Consider the following 15,209-nt stretch of genomic DNA (forward strand, 5'->3'; position numbering starts at 1 on the left):
CGCGACGGCAAGATCCTCGACCCCTGCGGGCCGAAGCAGATACGTGCACCGCGCCTGGGGCGGAACCGGTACTGCGCGTCGGTACCGCGCGGCTCGCCCGGAACCAGGTGGGACTGTTCGAACCACTGGTGGTGGCGGGCGATCCGCGGGACCCCGGAACGTCGGCGGGCGGCGATCTACCGGCAGCGGATGGCGGCGCGTCTGTCCGCCGACTCGCCGGTTGCGACCTGCGCGCGCCTCGCGCTGGCGCTCGACCCGGCCGGGCTGCACGGGTTCGACGTCTCGAGCCGCGCCACCGAGCCGGGCGCGGCCTGAACGGACGCGGCCGGGTCCCCCGATCGATCCGTTGCTCCGTCGTCGTTCCCCCGAGCGGGCTCGGAGCGAGAAATTCCAACAGTTCCAGCCGATTGCCGTGGGACAGGGCCTTGGCGACCCGGGCCAGCCAGCTCCAAGAACAGGCGGTGTTTGAGGGGGGCAGTTGACATAGCGGGGACTTCCTGAAATATTATACTCAATTGAGTAATTTAATATATGAGTGATTAGGAGGGGCAGATCAATCCCTCTGCTACCCTTCAGGAGTCTGCGCATGAACCACTTCATCCTCGCCCACGAGGTGCCGATCCGACTGGGCTTCTTCTTCGGCGTATTCGGCCTGATGGCGGCGTGGGAGATGCTCGCCCCGCGGCGCGCGCTCAGCGCCTCCAAACCGGTGCGCTGGACCAACAACCTCGCCCTGGTGTTCCTCAACAGCGCCCTGCTGCGGTTGATCTTCCCGGCCGCGGCGGTGGGCGTCGCGCTGTTCGCCGAGTCCCGCGGACTGGGGCTACTGCACGCCGCGGCGCTGCCGCCCTGGGCCGCGCTGGTGATCTCGGTGATCGCCCTGGACTTTGCGATCTACCTGCAGCACGTGATGTTTCACGCGGTGCCGGCGCTGTGGCGGCTGCACCGCGTGCATCACGCCGATCTCGACATCGACGTCACCACCGGGGCGCGCTTCCATCCGATCGAGATCCTGCTCTCGATGCTGATCAAGTTCGCGGTGATCCTGGTGCTCGGACCGCCGGTCGCGGGCGTGGTGGCCTTCGAGGTGCTGCTCAACGCCACCGCGATGTTCAACCACGGCAACGTGCGCCTACCGCGGGCGCTGGACCGCGTGCTGCGCTGGATCGTAGTGACCCCCGACATGCACCGTGTGCACCACTCGGTCGAGGACGACGAAACCAACAGCAACTTCGGCTTCAACCTGCCATGGTGGGACCGGCTGTTCGGCACCTACCGCGATCAGCCGCGCGCCGGACACCTGGGCATGCAGATCGGCATCCGCACCTTCCGTGATGCACGCCGCTGCGCCTGGCTCGACGGGATGCTGGTGATCCCGTTCCTCGGGCGGGTCACCGACTACGCCATCAATCGGCGCTGGGGGGGTGCGAAGTGAAGGCGGACCGGCTCCTGCACGCGCTGGCGTGGATTGCCCTGGCCGCGGGGATTGCCGCCGCCATTGCCTATCGCGGGCGGTTCGACGCCACGGCGCTGGAGGCCTGGATCCGCGCCGCCGGAGTCGGTGCGCCGGTGCTGTTCATGGCGGTCTACGCCCTGGGTACGGTGCTGTTCCTGCCCGGGTCGGTGCTGACGCTGGCGGGCGGCGCGCTGTTCGGGCCGGTCCTGGGCACCTTGTACAACCTCGCCGGCGCCACGCTCGGCGCGACCCTAGCGTTCCTGGTAGCACGCTCCCTCGGCGCCGCTTGGGTCGAGCGTAAGGCCGGCGCTCGCCTACAGCGGCTCCAGCGCGGCGTGGCGGCCGAGGGCTGGCGCTTCGTGGCGTTCGTGCGCCTGGTGCCGCTGTTCCCCTTCAACCTGCTGAACTATGCGCTCGGCCTCACGCGGATCCGGCTGACGACCTACGTGCTGGCCTCGTATCTGTTCATGCTGCCGGGCGCGCTGGCCTACACTTATCTGGGCTACGCCGGGCGCGAGGCGGTCACCGGGGGAGCGGGCATGATCCGCAAGGGCCTGCTCGCGCTGAGCCTGCTGGCACTCGTGGCGTTCCTGCCACGCCTCATCGGGCGCCTGCGCAAGCGCCCGATGCTCCCGGTGGAAGAGCTCTGGCGCCGTCTGGCCGCCGGCGACGAAGTTCTGGTGCTGGATGTGCGCACGGGCGCAGACTATTCCGGCGAGGCGGGGCATATCCCGGGCGCGCGCAACCTGCCGCTCGAAGAGCTGCCGCAACGGATTGCGGAACTGGGCGAGTTCGTGGAAACAACGATCGCGGTGGTCTGCCGCACTGACAAGCGCTCGGCTAAGGCCGCGCAGCTGCTCGCGGGCCAGGGCTTTGCGGATGTGCACGTGGTCGACGGCGGAATGACAGCCTGGGCCGACGCCGATTTAGACGTGGTACGCGGTACGGCGCGCGCCGGGTCGAATTAACCGGACGGGGGTGGGCGGTATGTGCGAACTACTGGGCATCAGCGCCGACCGGGCAGTCCCTGCCGCGGCGTTCCTGGCCGAGTTCGCGCGCCGCGGCGGGGAGACGGCCGACAATCCGGACGGCTGGGGTCTGGCTTGGTGGGAGAGTACGCACCTGGTGCTGCGCAAGGCCCCAGAGGCGGCCGCGCGGAGCGCCGAATTCCACGCGCTGGCGCAGGATATCCGCTCGCCGCTGGTGATCGCCCATGTGCGCAAGGCCAATCCGCCGAGCCCGCATACGCCGCAGAACACGCACCCATTCGTGCGTGCCTGCTGCGGGCGGCGCTGGGTGTTCGCGCACAACGGGAAGGTACCCGAACTGCTCGCTGCGCGCGGCTGCTGCCATCCGCAGCACTCGCAACCCGCAGGCCAGACCGACTCCGAGCACGCCTTCTGCTACCTGCTCGAGGAGATCCACGGCGTATCGACGCCCGAGCACCCGCTCAGGTCGGGAGCAGGCGGAAAGGGGGAACCCTGGTTCGAGACGCTCGCGCTGCGCAGTGCCGCAATCGCCGCCTACGGACAGTTCAACTTCCTCATGTCGGATGGCGCCTATCTGATCGCCTATGGTCACGATCGGCTCTACCGGCGGGAACCGCACCCCGCGCATACCGTGTGGATAGCCTCGGCGCCGTTCACCGAGGACCCGGACTGGGAGGCGTTCGAACCGGGCGAACTGCACGTGTACCGGACCGGGCAGCGGCTCGCGCGGTTCCTGACCAGGCCGCAGGCGATGGTGGCGGGGTAAACCGATATGGCGCGCATGCCTCTCCACCACTGGGGATCCGCGCCGCCGCGCCAGAACCGTCGCGTGTGATAAAGTTGTGGCGTAACCGGGTCAGCTGTTCCGCGGGTGCCGAGGGCCGGGTATTGTCGGATTCCAGGTGAAGCCGGAGAAAGCTCGTGTCGATCAAGCATTCAAGGTTCGGTTGGCTTGCCGGCGCCGCTACGGCACTTTCATTGGTCGCCTGCTACGGAACCCTGGTGGTCATTACCCTTCTCGGCGCCCTCGGCATCACCATCGCCGTGAATAACGCGCTATGGGCCGGGGCGATCGTCACCTTTTCGATCCTCGCAGTCGGCGGTCTCGGCCTCGGTCTGGCGCGACACCGACGACCATGGCCAATTCTGGTCGGTGGGCTCGGAGCACTCACCCTCGCTTATGCCATGTACGTGCACTATGCCCGCCTGACCGAACTTGCGGGTTTCGTCTTGTTGTGTATCGCCGCTTTCTCGGACTGGCGACTGCGTCGTATTTGTACATCAACAGCCCGGACTCCGATATGAGACCCAAGGCGCGGGGGCAGGTCAAGTGTCAGTTTCCAGTTTCTAAAGCTGCGGTGTGCCGGTAGGCAAGCCTCCTGCAGGAGGCCCGCCACTCGAGTGAGATGACCGAGATACGGGTATGCGGGCGAATATAAAGATCATAACCATAAGCTTGCTGGGATTGGCCGTGGTGCTGTTCTTCGCCTGGCGGATGTTGCGGCCGCTGCACGTTTTTACCGTCGCTAAGGATTTCGAGTATCCCCTCGTAACCAGAAAAATCCCACCCCCACTGCCCAACCTGAGCGCGGCTACTTGCGGCACCTGCCACCGTGCGATCTACCGGGAATGGATTACCACTATGCACAGTCGCTCCTGGACAGATCCCTACTTCCGCACGGACCGCCGCCTCGAAGGTAACGAGCAGATCTGCCTGAACTGCCACACTCCCCTCGATCGCCAGCAGAAATTCAGGGTGTTGGGTTTCCATGACGGTAACAAATTCGATCCGATTCTCGCCCCAAATCCAGAGTTCAGTCCTGAATTGCGGCGCCAGGGGGTAACCTGTGCCGCCTGTCATGTCCGCCATGGTGTCATCTACGGCCCGTTCTCGCAGAATGCCATGCGCGATGCTCCGCACCCCACAGCACAGTGGGAAAACGATAATGAGGCCTGCGTCCGCTGCCATGTGGCACCCGATAAAAGCTGGGGCGTATTCCTTGCGATGCCGCCATGCGGCACGGTGCCTGAAATCCAGTTGACCCAAAAGGAAGTTCTCGAATCCAAAATCAGCGGGCACTTACTACTGAAGATCCCTCCGCCAATACCGCGAACCGGTGCGCGGGCCTGGGTACCGAAAGCCGGCTATCCGTCCGCGGACGGCTCGGTGGATGGGTATCTGGGGCAGCCGGTACCACCCGAAGTCGCCACCGCGAACTGTGTCGAATGCCACATGCCGCGGGTACAACGACCACTGATGACGGGTTATCCTCCCCGGTGGGGGCGACACCACCTCTGGCGCGGTGGACACGACCCTCAGATGGTTCGTCAATCGTTGAGCATCCGTTTCCGTGCTGAAAAGCCGCTTCACGGCAGCGTGGCCTATGTCTTGACGATTACCAATACCGGCGCCGAACACTATGTTCCAACAGGGGTTCCCGATCGGTTTATCAGCGTTGATCTTCGTCTGCTCGGATCGGGCGGGCGTACGCTGGAGCACGAACATTACCGGTTGACGCGGTTCATTATGTGGCGCCCGTTTGTGATCCAGTTTTGGGATACGCGCCTGCGGCCGATGGTTCCGCAACATTTTGCGATTAAGGCGGATTTGCAAGCATATCCCGACGCTGTCGCTGTAGAGGCCGTGGTTCGCTATCATTTGCTTCCGGCGGCACATCGCCGCAAGGACAGATTGCCGATGGATGTCGCGCCTTCCTCCACCGTGTTTCGTAAACGGATTCTGATCCACGGTCACGACGCAGCGACGCACAGGGGGCATGGTAGTAAATTTTCCAAAGGATGAAATTATCAGAAGACTTTTTGAAAGTCGGACGTCTCGAAATATCCCCGTAATCAGGAGCAATCCTCATGAACCAACCGAAGTCAATTTCGCGCCGGAGATGGCTCAAACGTGTTTTGATAACGACAACGATGGCTCTATGGCCGCTTACGTGGCAATCCATGGCTGTTGCTGATACGCGAAAGAAAGCGACCAAGGCGTCGGTCCACTACCAGGACCGTCCCAATAACGGGAAAATGTGTGGAATGTGTCGATACTTCATCCCGCCGGGCGGTGTCGCCGGCCATGGGATGATGGGTGGGATGATGGGTGGGATGATGGGCCGAATGGGTCCGGGGATGATGAAGGGCGGGACCTGCGAATTGGTACAGGGTCGGATCAGCCCAATGGGGTATTGCGATTTATACGCTCCCGCGTAACACAATCCCTGCATTTCTCCATCGAGGCACCCGCCGCACGGAAACATTGATGGCGTACCTGATATGCTCATCGCAGTTCTCAGAACACGGCATCCCAAACTTGCGGACGTGCTTGCCCGCTTTGCCCACCACGGGGTTGAAATCCGCTCCGTGCTTGCGGTGCGGAGCGGACGATTCGAGTGCGTCGGCCACATCAGCTGCGCTGCCCTCGTCGTCTACGGCGTTGACAGCCCGGCGGATGCCGACCAGCTTCGCCGGTGTGGAGCGGTCGTCATTCGCGTCGTGGATCCCAACGTGCCCGCCGAGACCGCGCCGTGCGCCTATCGGCTCCAAGCCGACTATCCGGTCTATGTAACCGACGACGCGCCCGTTGCTCCCGAGATCGACGCGCTGCTGCACCTACTCGGATACCTAGATCCGCTATCGGCCGATGTCGCTGAACCCCCAAAGAGCGGCTGATTGCGCCACGGAATACGTTATAAAAGTGGGCTCTTCAGGGTTCCGTGTGGGCAGAGGAGATCTTGCCTAGACCCTGGCCCCGGGGGAGTATCGCGGAACTATGCGCGATACGGAACTCTACCAAACGCTTTTGGGCCTCACCCCGCCATGGGAGGTGACGGCAGTGAGCGTCACGCAAGCCTCGACCGCCCGCCCGCTGGGGGAGATTGCCGTCACCGTGCAGTGACGAGCGGATGTCCCGCTTCGCTGTCCACACTGCAATGCGGCGGTACCGGGCTATGATAGCCGCCCGCAGCAAGGTCCAGGCGCAGTGGTTGACCGCCCTGTCCTGGGATCAGGTGGATCGGATCATGGAGCGCGCCGTCTCCCGCGGCCTGAAGCGCCGCTCCTTGGGGGGCCTGACCTACGTCGGGTCGATGAGAAGAGCTTCGGGCGCGGCCACGACTACATCTCGGTGCTGCACGACCTTGAGGGGAAGAGGGTCCTTGATGTCGTGCCTGAGCGCCCCCGCGAGGCCGCCGATACGCTGTGGTCCACGCTCCCCGAGGCGCAGCGGGAAGCCATCAGGGCCTGCGCGATGGACATGTGGGAGAACTACCTGCAATCCACCCGCTCGGCCGCGCCCCAGGCCGTGGTCGTGCATGACAAGTTCCACTGCGCCAAGGAATTGAACAAGGCCGTCGACCGCGTGCGCCGCAAAGAACATCGCGAACTCCGCGGTGCGGGCGATGAAACACTCACCAAGGCGAAGTACCTGTGGATCAAGAACCCCAAGAACTTCACCGAGCGCCAGCGCACACACTTTGACTCGCTCAAGCTCGACACCCTCAAGGTGGGGCGCGCCTGGGCAATCAAGGAGGCCTTTGCCGAGTTCTGGAACTACCACTATGCCGCCTCTGCGAAGAAGTTCTTCGACCGCTGGTACTTCTGGGCGACCCATTCGCGCCTGTCTGCAATCATCGCGGCCGCCAAGACGCTCAAACGCCATTTGCCTGGGCTCCTCGCCTACACCAAGCACCGCATCACCAACGCAGGCGCCGAGGGCACGAACGGCAGAATCCAGCTCATCAAAGCCAACGCCCGGGGCTACCGAAGCTTTGCCCAGTACCGCATCGCCATCCTCTTTCACTGCGGGGGCCTCGCTCTCTATCCCGCGGGCTGCGCACCGTGACCGTTCAGGCGCTCACCCACACGAATGTCGGAAGAGCCGAAATTATAGGGCTGAACTACCATGAAATCCCAGGTTGGCACCCACACTAATCCTCGTAGACCCACATTATCATTCGGGTGATGATTATGTATTCCTTGCGGGAACCGGATGGCGTCCAAGGGATACGCCCAGACCCACACAACCGGCAGTGAAAGCATCTCTGGGCGGACATCCGCTCTTCGCCGATAGCACACATACACCATCATTCCAGAAAGCGGCCGCACGCAGTCTGGCAGCTCGATCAGCATGCGGCCGGAACTCCCTGCGCTAAATCTCAGTCTGCTCCGAGATCTCCAAGGCGTCATCGACCTCAATGCCCAGGTATCGGACGGTACTCTCCAGCTTGGTATGCCCGAGCAGAAGTTGAACGGATCGGAGGTTTTTGGTTCGCTTATAGATCAACGTCGCTTTCGTTCTCTGCATCGTATGCGTACCGTAGAACGTCGCGTCGAGTCCGGCTGTGGCAACCCACTGATGCACGATCCTGGCATACTGCCGAGTCGAAACATGCGGCGATTTCGGGAGACAGCTGGGGAACAGGTACTGCTCAGACTTTAGATGCCCCCTTTCGATCCACGCAGCAACCGAAGTCCGGGTCGGCTCGGTCAGTTCGAACTGAACGGGCCGTTGCGTCTTGCGCTGCACGACCATCGCCCGGGCCAAAATCTGGTTACCGTGCGTGATGTCGCGCACCCGCAGATGGACGAGATCGCAGCCGCGTAATTTGCTGTCAATCGCGAGATTGAACATGACAAGATGCCGCACCTGATGGGCATTTTGCAGATGGATTCGGATGACCCAAATATCCTTTGGTTTGAGTGGCGACTTCTGGCCAACCAGCTTGCCTTTGTTCCAGGGCTCCCGGTGTAGAGTGATTTCCATAAAAGACTCCTTAGTTATTGATTGGAGTCCTATTGTCCTCTTGCAAGACGAATGGCGACTTTCGGTTCCGATGCTGGTTACGTACAACCGGCTAGGACCGGACGGTGGCCGCGTCGAGACACCGGTCGCGTTTTCGTCATGAGGTGACCTCCGATCTGGAGACCGACTCGAATCGCAACCAGCGCAACGCCATACCCGGAAGCAGGAGCAAACTGAGAATTGTCGAAGACACCAAGCCGCCCAGCAGTACGACCGCCATCGGGCCCTCTATCTCTTGGCCTGCCTGGCCACTATGCAAGGCCACTGGCAACAGAGCGAGTGTGGTTAACAGCGCTGTCATCAGCACGGGCGTGAATCGCTCGCGGGCCCCACGCAGGGCCGTTTCCAGATTCCACGGCTGTCCTTCATCTACCACCAGCTGCCCATAATGAGCCAACAGCAGGATGGCATTGCGCGCAGCGATGCCGAACAGGGCGACAAAACCCACCCATGCACCGATCGAGGTGATGCCGCCGGTCAGAATCAGCGCTACCACGCCACCGACCAGTGCAAAGGGGATGCACAACAGCACCAGCAGGACCCGTCGGGCATCGCCGAATGCCAGGAACAACAGGATGACGATGCCGGCAAGCGCGACGGCGGCGTTGATGGCAATATCGCGATGGGCCGCCGCCTGCGCCTCAGCGGTGCCGCCGAAGTGGAGATACACGCCGGGCGGAAGTTTGACGTTGTTTGCAATGACGGCCTTGGCTCGGGCGATGAAGGTGGTCAGGTCGGCAGGAGTCGGATTACAGGTAATTACCTGTCGACGGATGCCGCCTTCGTGCAGGATTTCAGATCGCCCTTCGCCAAGATCGACATCGGCGACCTTGTCCAGGGGGACCAGCGATCCCGACGCGCCACGCAACAATAGCGTTCCCACCCTCTGCGGGTCGCGCTTCAATGCGGGGTCTACGGTTACCGTGACGGGTATGAGCCGGGTGCCGGCATAGACATGTGCCACGGTCGTGCCTTGGAATGCGGTTTCAATCGCGTTCAACACCTCGTCGACGCGCAATCCATAGCCTGCCAGACGCTCGCGGCGCAGACGAATGTTCAACTGCGGCTGAGAGGGCGGCGCCTTGACGCGGACCTGGGCGGCACCTGGCACGTTGCGGAGTGCATCCGCCACCGCGCGGACCGCCTGGTCAATCGCATGCAGGTGTTGCCCGAACACGCTGATCACAACCGGCGCGGCTTCGCCCGTCAGCGAGTCGTTGATACGGTCGCCTAGAAAGGTCGTGACCTGGTACTGCAACCCGGGTTGTGCGCCGAGAAGCGCATTCAACTGATGTTGAATGTCTGCAGAATCCTGGGTGCCGGCAGGCGTCAATTCGACGTTGAACTCTGCCTTGTTGGGGGGATAGGTATCCACGCCGCCCGCGGCACGACCGATCGTCACATAGTCACGGGCGACACCGGGAATGGCCAGCATCTGTTGGCTTAGCCGCGCAGACAGTTTCTGCATCACATTGATGGAAGTTCCAGGCGGCGCAGTCATGGTCGCGACGAAATCGCCCTCGCGGAATGTCGGCAGCAGTTCTCCTCGGAGCAGCGGCAGTGCCAGGCAGGCGCCGATGCCGGCAAGCAGGGCGCTGGCCAGCAGCGTGCGCGGATGCCGCGACAAGCGCCGAAGAATGCGGGTCTGGTGGTCTTTGAGCCAGAACAGAAAGTGGGACTCCGGCTTGTGCGCGCCACCCGTCAATAAGAGTAGACAGAGCGCGGGGGTCACCGTCAGCGCCACCGCCAGCGAAGCCAGAACGGCAAAGACGACGGCCAGTGCAAGAGGGGCGAAGAAACTGCCTTGCAGGCCGTGCAGGTGCAAGATGGGCATAAATACCATCAACACCGCCAGCGTCGCGAACAGGATGGGCGTACGCACTTCCAGACTGGCACGAAACACCGTCACTACCCGTTGGGCAACCGAGGGGCTATGTTCACGTAAGCGTCGGAGTACGTTCTCGACATCGATCACGGCGTCGTCCACCACCACGCCCACGGCCACAGCCAGACCGCCGAGCGTCATCGTATTGAGGCTTTGCCCGACATAACGAAGCGCAATGACCGCTGCCAGCAACGAGAGTGGAATGGAAATGAACGAGATCAGCGCTGCGCGCCATTCACGCAGGAAGACCATCAGCACGATGGCGACCAGAAATATGCCAAAAAGCAGCGACTTTGCGAGTGAATGCAATGCGGATTCTATATAGCGGGCCGGTTCGTACAGCTGGGGATAGAGGGTGACACCGCGCTCGCGCGCGAGCGCGGTCAATTCGGTGAGTGCGGCGTTGACGCCGCGCGTGGTGGTCAAGGTGTCGGCGCCATACTGGCCGTTGATCGTGATGACGACGCCCGGTTGGCCCATCACCAGCGCATCACCGAAGCGGGGGGCATTGCCGAAGCGGATTCGCGCGACGTGGCTCAGTAGCAGCGGCGGTGTGCCAGCGTGAGTGCGCACCACGGCATCGCCGAGCTGCTGCGGCGTCAGCGCCTGTCCGTCGCTCTCCAGTGTGAAGCGCTGGATCGGTGTGTCGACTAATCCCGCACTACGCATGCCGGTGGCCGCTTGGGTCGCGGCCACCACGTCCTGCAGACTCAGATGCAGCATGGCCAGTCGCGATGGCCGCACCCGCACCTGCAGTTGACGCGTCTCTCCACCCCAGAGGTTGATGTCGGCGATGCCCGGTACTGAAAGCAGGCGTGGCAGCACGGTCCAGCGCACAAAATCCTGCAGCGCACGTGGCGACAGGGACACGCTGGTGAATCCGATACTCTCGATCACCATCGTCGAGGAAGTCAGGGGCAACATCGTTGGCGTGCCAACGCCCGCCGGCAGTTGCCCAGGGATTCCCGCGAGCTTCTCAGAAACCAATTGCCGCTGGCGGTAAGGGTTGGCGCTGCTGCCGAAAACGAGCTGGATTTTGGACAGCCCCTGTACCGATTCAGAACGTACCGCGCGCACGCCCAGCACTCCGGAAACGGCCGCTTCCAGCGGTCGCGTCACCAGCGCCTCGACCTGTCGTGGCGCCAGCCCCGGTGCCTCGGTTTCTATCGTCAGTTGCGGCGGCACGAACTCCGGGAACAGGTCGTAGTCGGCATGGCTGAGCGTCAACCCGCCCCAGACCAGCAGCAACACCGCCAAAGCGACCACGACACCCGGATGCGCCAGGCTGCGGCGAACGATGGCGGCGAGCATTAGTCATCGTCCCCGTCGGAATCTTGAGGCTCGGACTTCGATTTCGCAGCGAGCCCGGGGGCCTGCTCAGCCCGCCACAAGGCGCTGGCCCCTGCGATCACCAGTTTATCGCCCGGTCCGACTTGGCCACCCGCGGCCCAGCCATCGCCTTGCCACGTCCGCAGCGTGAGTGCGCGGCGCTGGAACCGATCCGATCCTTCCTGAACATAGGCATAGGGGATACCCCGTATCCGCACGATGGCAGTCTCCGGGATCAAAACGGCGGGTTGCGCTGCGCCCCGTAATCGCAGCGCGATGCGGAGCGCCTGTCCCGGCCGGAGGACTTCCGCGCCGGGCATCCCCACTTGTAGCAGCCAGGCGGGGGCTTGCAGCGCAGGGTCCACGGTCGGCGCGGGGCCGAGTACGCGCGCAACGATGGGCCCGCCGCCATTGAGAGCGCGCAGGGTCGCCGCAATCGGCGCAGCGTCGGCAGTCCCACCCGGAACATCCGCGCGTACCAGCACCGCGCGACCCGCGACGAGCTGCTGGATCAATTGATTGCGCTGCGCGGTCGTCAACGTCGCCACGACCGCGCCCCAATCCAGGCGCAGTCGCTGGCGCAGGCTGTTTCGCTTGAGGCGGTCGGCAAGTGCCTGCACCTGCGCCGCCTGAAGCGTTTTCAGCGAGGTATTGCGGCCGGCGGTGTAGAGTTGTTGCAGACGCATCGCTTCGGCGGACGAGACATCGGCCGTGGCCGCCGCAGTCTCAATCGCGGCATCGAGCACCACCAGAGGTGCGGGATTCAGCACTTGCCCGAACGCCTCGATTTGCGGCGGAACCCGCAGAGCGCGCGCCGGTTGCACGCGCAGGCTTACAAGCGCCTGCTCGGATCGGGTCAAGGTGACTTGCGGTGATGAATTCGATCGAAGATCTGCCGGGTCGGCGCGAACGGCACCGGTCACGAACAACAACAGGAAAGCGACTGCGTTGGATACCCTTTTCATCGTGACTCTCCCAGAGTGAGAGGCTGGGTGAGGAGGCTGCCCAACGCGACTTCGCTGCCACCCAGCGGCCGATGCAAGGCGTCTTCTAAGGCGCCACGCGCCATCTGCCAGTTGAAGTTGGATTGCAGACTGGATAGCTCGACCGCCGCTGCGTTCAGGCGGGCGGTCAGCAGGGCGACATGATCGAGATTGCCCAGATTGAAATCTTGCTGTGCCGTGCGCAGTTGTTGCTGCGCCAGCGGCAACTGCCGTTCACGGGCGCGCTCAGCGACGAGGGCGGCCTGACGCGCTGCCGCGCGGGCGGCAGTGATATGGGCGAGAATGTGTGCTTGCACGGCCTCCAGCTGTGCCCCTGCCTTGGCGACGCGCGCCTGGGCTTGGGCGATGGGACCTTGGTTCTGGTTGAAGATCGGCAATGCGAAGTGGATCGAGAACGGCAGGCGTACGCCGCCTTCCAGAGTGTTGTAGCCAGGCCCAACGGTGACGCCGGGGTACTGCTTGTCCACCTCGATGCGCAGGGCCTGCTCAGCGGCGCCGTAGTTCGCCATGGCGGTCGCCAGATCGGCACGAGTCAACAAAGCGTGTCGGCTGAGCCTGTCCAGCAGCTCGGAAGAAACGGGTATGGGGTGCTGCCATTCTGGCCAGACCGCATCCAGCGCCGGCAAGGCTTGCGCGGGAATGCCGATGACGGCGGCGAGCGCATGGTGTGCGGCCGTCGCTTGCGCACGCATGGCGTCGAGCTTTTGCCGGATCCTCAGGGCTTGGGCCTGCGCCATTTGTACCTGCGGAGCAGAGGCCTCCCCCACGTTCACCTGCGCCGCGAGTAGTCGTGACATGGATCGAGCGTCTTCATACTGTCGCGCAAGCACGGCACCGGCAGCATCGGCGTAGCGCAGCCTCAGCAAGGCGTTACGCAAACGGCTACGGACTTTCCACACCGCGTCGGCCAAGTCCCAGCCAGCGGCCGCTTCGAAGAAACCGGCCTGTATCTGCCGCGCACGACGCAGGTCGAATCGCGGCAACAGGGCTTGGATTGCCACGCCATAGAGCCATGGAGTGGTGACCGCATCCTTGGCGTATTCGAGTGTGAGTCCCAGCGTCGGGTTCGGATACTCGTGCGCGGTGATCTCGCCGGCGTGCGCGGCGAGAAGTTTGGCGCGCGCTTCGGCCAGGCTCGGATTGTAGTACAGCGCCGCCACCAGCAAGTCGGCACGGTTCCAGTGCGGAGGGGGCCAAGGCAAGCGCCCCAGTTGTGCCACATAACGCGTCAGCCCGGGATCATCCAGGCGGCGCATCTCCAATCGCTGGGCCTGCTTTGTCAAATCCACGGGCTGCGGACGATAGCTCACGCAGCCGGCGAGCGTTGTCAGAGCTGCGAGTGCGATCAGGGCCGCCGGTCGGGTGAAACCCAGTGCCGTTTTGAACGGCTGGGTCCCGACGACAAAAGGAGGGTCAGTCATGCTTCGGCGTGCCGAGTGTCGCAAGCACGGTCGAGGTTACTGACAGCATCATGGCGGGAGTATTGCCTGACCGAACACATGTTCAGCGTCGCCTTTGCGGTGAGCTGAAGGGCGGAGAAGCGCGCATCGCTTCAAGCGCGGCGGGCATGAATGCCGCTCTTGGCGTCTTCAAGCAGGCATAGCGCGCGATCGAACAGTTCGGCAACGCAAGGATCCACAATCCGGTAGTGAATCGTCGTGCCTTCCCTACGGGTTGCCACCACGCCGCGATCCGCCAAGCGCTGGAGTTGGTTGGAGACCGCTTGTGGTTTCAGGCCGATGGTCTTTGCCAACTCGGATACGCACAGTTCCCCGGCCCGCACGAGCGCGTGCAAGAGCCGAATCCGTGTCTCGTTCCCAAGCACTTTGAACAGAGACGTCAATTCAACAGCATGCTCGGGCGAAACCAGTTTGCGTGTCGCCAATGAGCGTTTGGGCGGACAGCACGCCGGTAGGCCAGCGGATGGCGTCTTGGAATGTTTAGTCATTTTTAGATCACTTTACTACACAATGTAGTGTAATATCTGTCGTGATGGCAGTCAACGCCTCGCCTGCCCCGGCTATGGTATGTGGGCGGCGCCGCTCAAACATGCGGCAGAACACGAAATCACCTGCAACATGCACGGGGTAACGTGGGTGAAGTACGCACCCTGATTCGGGTGATCGAGGACACAATCAAGCGCTATGTCCTGAAGGTGATGGTATTGGCGGTCAGGCGGCGGGCTGCCAGGTGGTCGGCAGCAGGGTGCCGATAAAGCGACTGTCCGGATTGTGGTCGGGTGCTGCCGCTGACTCGGTACCTGGTCGATGACCGCTTTGGCACCGAGGTGCCGACCTTCACGGCGAGGGTGGCCACGCACAAAAATCACGGGATATACCCACCGCGGCGATCATCGTCGCGGTCTACTCTACGGTTATGCCTTACCAAGACCCCACGCCGTTGCGGTAGGCCGCTTTGCGTGGGTGAGGAGGCGCTCGGCTGGGTGATGGCCAAGCGTCGCCTGCGCGGTTCTAGGGGACGGCACCGTCTTCAACACCCGGATCCCCACCGGCCGGCGAGATAATCATAGAACGCGTGGCGCACCGTGGGTCGACTGAGTCCGCCTTTTTGGTAGCCGGCGCGCAACATCACCGGCAAACCCGCCTCGAAGCCGGCCAGGACCTGCGCACGCTCGGTTTCCGTGAGAGCCGCTAGGCGCGCCTCAAGTGCGCTATTGCGCGCGCGCAACCGCCCTCCCCTTTCGGCCTGTTCGATCGCCTCCTGTTGCGCGGCCTGG

Annotated in this window: 13 protein-coding genes and 1 pseudogene; 8 read left to right on the top strand and 6 right to left on the bottom strand. The window is 63.2% G+C overall.

Going from position 1 to position 15,209, the window contains the following annotated elements:
• The first annotated feature begins 586 nt into the window (after window positions 1-586).
• The 8 genes and pseudogenes from B7Z66_11670 (at window position 587) to B7Z66_11705 (ending at window position 7,294) form a co-directional block, all read left to right on the top strand.
• Entirely contained in the window at window positions 587-1,435 is an 849-nt protein-coding gene (locus tag B7Z66_11670; protein OYV75747.1) for a fatty acid hydroxylase, read from the top strand.
• Complete coding sequence (locus tag B7Z66_11675) at window positions 1,432-2,424, top strand: sulfurtransferase (protein OYV75748.1); 993 nt, start codon at window positions 1,432-1,434, stop codon at window positions 2,422-2,424. The genes B7Z66_11670 and B7Z66_11675 overlap by 4 nt, the downstream gene beginning before the upstream one ends.
• Window positions 2,425-2,443: 19 nt before the next feature.
• On the top strand, window positions 2,444-3,211 hold the full coding sequence (locus tag B7Z66_11680) for a hypothetical protein (protein ID OYV75749.1): 768 nt from the start codon (window positions 2,444-2,446) through the stop codon (window positions 3,209-3,211).
• Window positions 3,212-3,366: 155 nt separating this feature from the next.
• Entirely contained in the window at window positions 3,367-3,750 is a 384-nt protein-coding gene (locus B7Z66_11685) for a hypothetical protein (protein OYV75750.1), read from the top strand.
• Window positions 3,751-3,868: 118 nt separating this feature from the next.
• Entirely contained in the window at window positions 3,869-5,248 is a 1,380-nt protein-coding gene (locus B7Z66_11690) for a hypothetical protein (GenBank protein ID OYV75751.1), read from the top strand.
• Window positions 5,249-5,376: 128 nt separating this feature from the next.
• Window positions 5,377-5,664 carry a hypothetical protein gene (locus B7Z66_11695; protein ID OYV75752.1) on the top strand — a complete coding sequence of 96 codons (288 nt, stop codon included), beginning with the start codon at window positions 5,377-5,379 and terminating at the stop codon, window positions 5,662-5,664.
• Between the two features lie 63 nt (window positions 5,665-5,727).
• Entirely contained in the window at window positions 5,728-6,123 is a 396-nt protein-coding gene (locus B7Z66_11700; GenBank protein OYV75753.1) for a hypothetical protein, read from the top strand.
• A 412-nt stretch (window positions 6,124-6,535) separates the two neighbouring features.
• Window positions 6,536-7,294: pseudogene (locus tag B7Z66_11705) on the top strand (hypothetical protein).
• Window positions 7,295-7,600: 306 nt separating this feature from the next.
• Here B7Z66_11705 and B7Z66_11710 read toward each other — a convergent pair.
• The 6 genes from B7Z66_11710 to B7Z66_11735 form a co-directional block, all read right to left on the bottom strand.
• Window positions 7,601-8,215: an integrase gene (locus B7Z66_11710; protein OYV75754.1), complete on the bottom strand. Its 615-nt coding sequence runs from the start codon at window positions 8,213-8,215 to the stop codon at window positions 7,601-7,603.
• Between the two features lie 136 nt (window positions 8,216-8,351).
• Window positions 8,352-11,450, bottom strand: a complete 3,099-nt coding sequence (locus tag B7Z66_11715) for a hypothetical protein (GenBank protein ID OYV75755.1) — start codon at window positions 11,448-11,450, stop codon at window positions 8,352-8,354.
• Window positions 11,450-12,433, bottom strand: coding sequence for a hypothetical protein (locus B7Z66_11720; GenBank protein ID OYV75756.1), 984 nt, complete (start codon window positions 12,431-12,433; stop codon window positions 11,450-11,452). The genes B7Z66_11715 and B7Z66_11720 overlap by 1 nt, the downstream gene beginning before the upstream one ends.
• Window positions 12,430-13,893: a hypothetical protein gene (locus B7Z66_11725; GenBank protein ID OYV75757.1), complete on the bottom strand. Its 1,464-nt coding sequence runs from the start codon at window positions 13,891-13,893 to the stop codon at window positions 12,430-12,432. Before B7Z66_11725 ends, B7Z66_11720 begins: the two co-directional genes overlap by 4 nt.
• 131 nt (window positions 13,894-14,024) lie before the next feature.
• Window positions 14,025-14,420 (bottom strand): transcriptional regulator, encoded by a 396-nt coding sequence (locus B7Z66_11730; protein OYV75758.1) that lies wholly within the window; start codon window positions 14,418-14,420, stop codon window positions 14,025-14,027.
• A gap of 542 nt (window positions 14,421-14,962) precedes the next feature.
• Window positions 14,963-15,209 (bottom strand): hypothetical protein (locus B7Z66_11735; GenBank protein ID OYV75759.1); only part of this gene is annotated, 247 nt, incomplete at its 5' end.

The sequence above is a fragment of the Chromatiales bacterium 21-64-14 genome (assembly GCA_002255365.1).
GTDB lineage: Bacteria > Pseudomonadota > Gammaproteobacteria > 21-64-14 > 21-64-14 > 21-64-14.

Excerpts from the sequence above, each read along its gene's own strand:
- B7Z66_11720 (OYV75756.1), bottom strand. The coding sequence starts at position 12,433 with ATGAAAAGGGTATCCAACGCAGTCGCTTTCCTGTTGTTGTTCGTGACC.
- B7Z66_11670 (OYV75747.1), top strand. The coding sequence starts at position 587 with ATGAACCACTTCATCCTCGCCCACGAGGTGCCGATCCGACTGGGCTTC.
- B7Z66_11710 (OYV75754.1), bottom strand. The coding sequence starts at position 8,215 with ATGGAAATCACTCTACACCGGGAGCCCTGGAACAAAGGCAAGCTGGTT.
- B7Z66_11680 (OYV75749.1), top strand. The coding sequence starts at position 2,444 with ATGTGCGAACTACTGGGCATCAGCGCCGACCGGGCAGTCCCTGCCGCG.
- B7Z66_11695 (OYV75752.1), top strand. The coding sequence starts at position 5,377 with ATGGCTCTATGGCCGCTTACGTGGCAATCCATGGCTGTTGCTGATACG.
- B7Z66_11715 (OYV75755.1), bottom strand. The coding sequence starts at position 11,450 with ATGCTCGCCGCCATCGTTCGCCGCAGCCTGGCGCATCCGGGTGTCGTG.
- B7Z66_11730 (OYV75758.1), bottom strand. The coding sequence starts at position 14,420 with ATGACTAAACATTCCAAGACGCCATCCGCTGGCCTACCGGCGTGCTGT.
- B7Z66_11700 (OYV75753.1), top strand. The coding sequence starts at position 5,728 with ATGCTCATCGCAGTTCTCAGAACACGGCATCCCAAACTTGCGGACGTG.
- B7Z66_11725 (OYV75757.1), bottom strand. The coding sequence starts at position 13,893 with ATGACTGACCCTCCTTTTGTCGTCGGGACCCAGCCGTTCAAAACGGCA.
- B7Z66_11690 (OYV75751.1), top strand. The coding sequence starts at position 3,869 with ATGCGGGCGAATATAAAGATCATAACCATAAGCTTGCTGGGATTGGCC.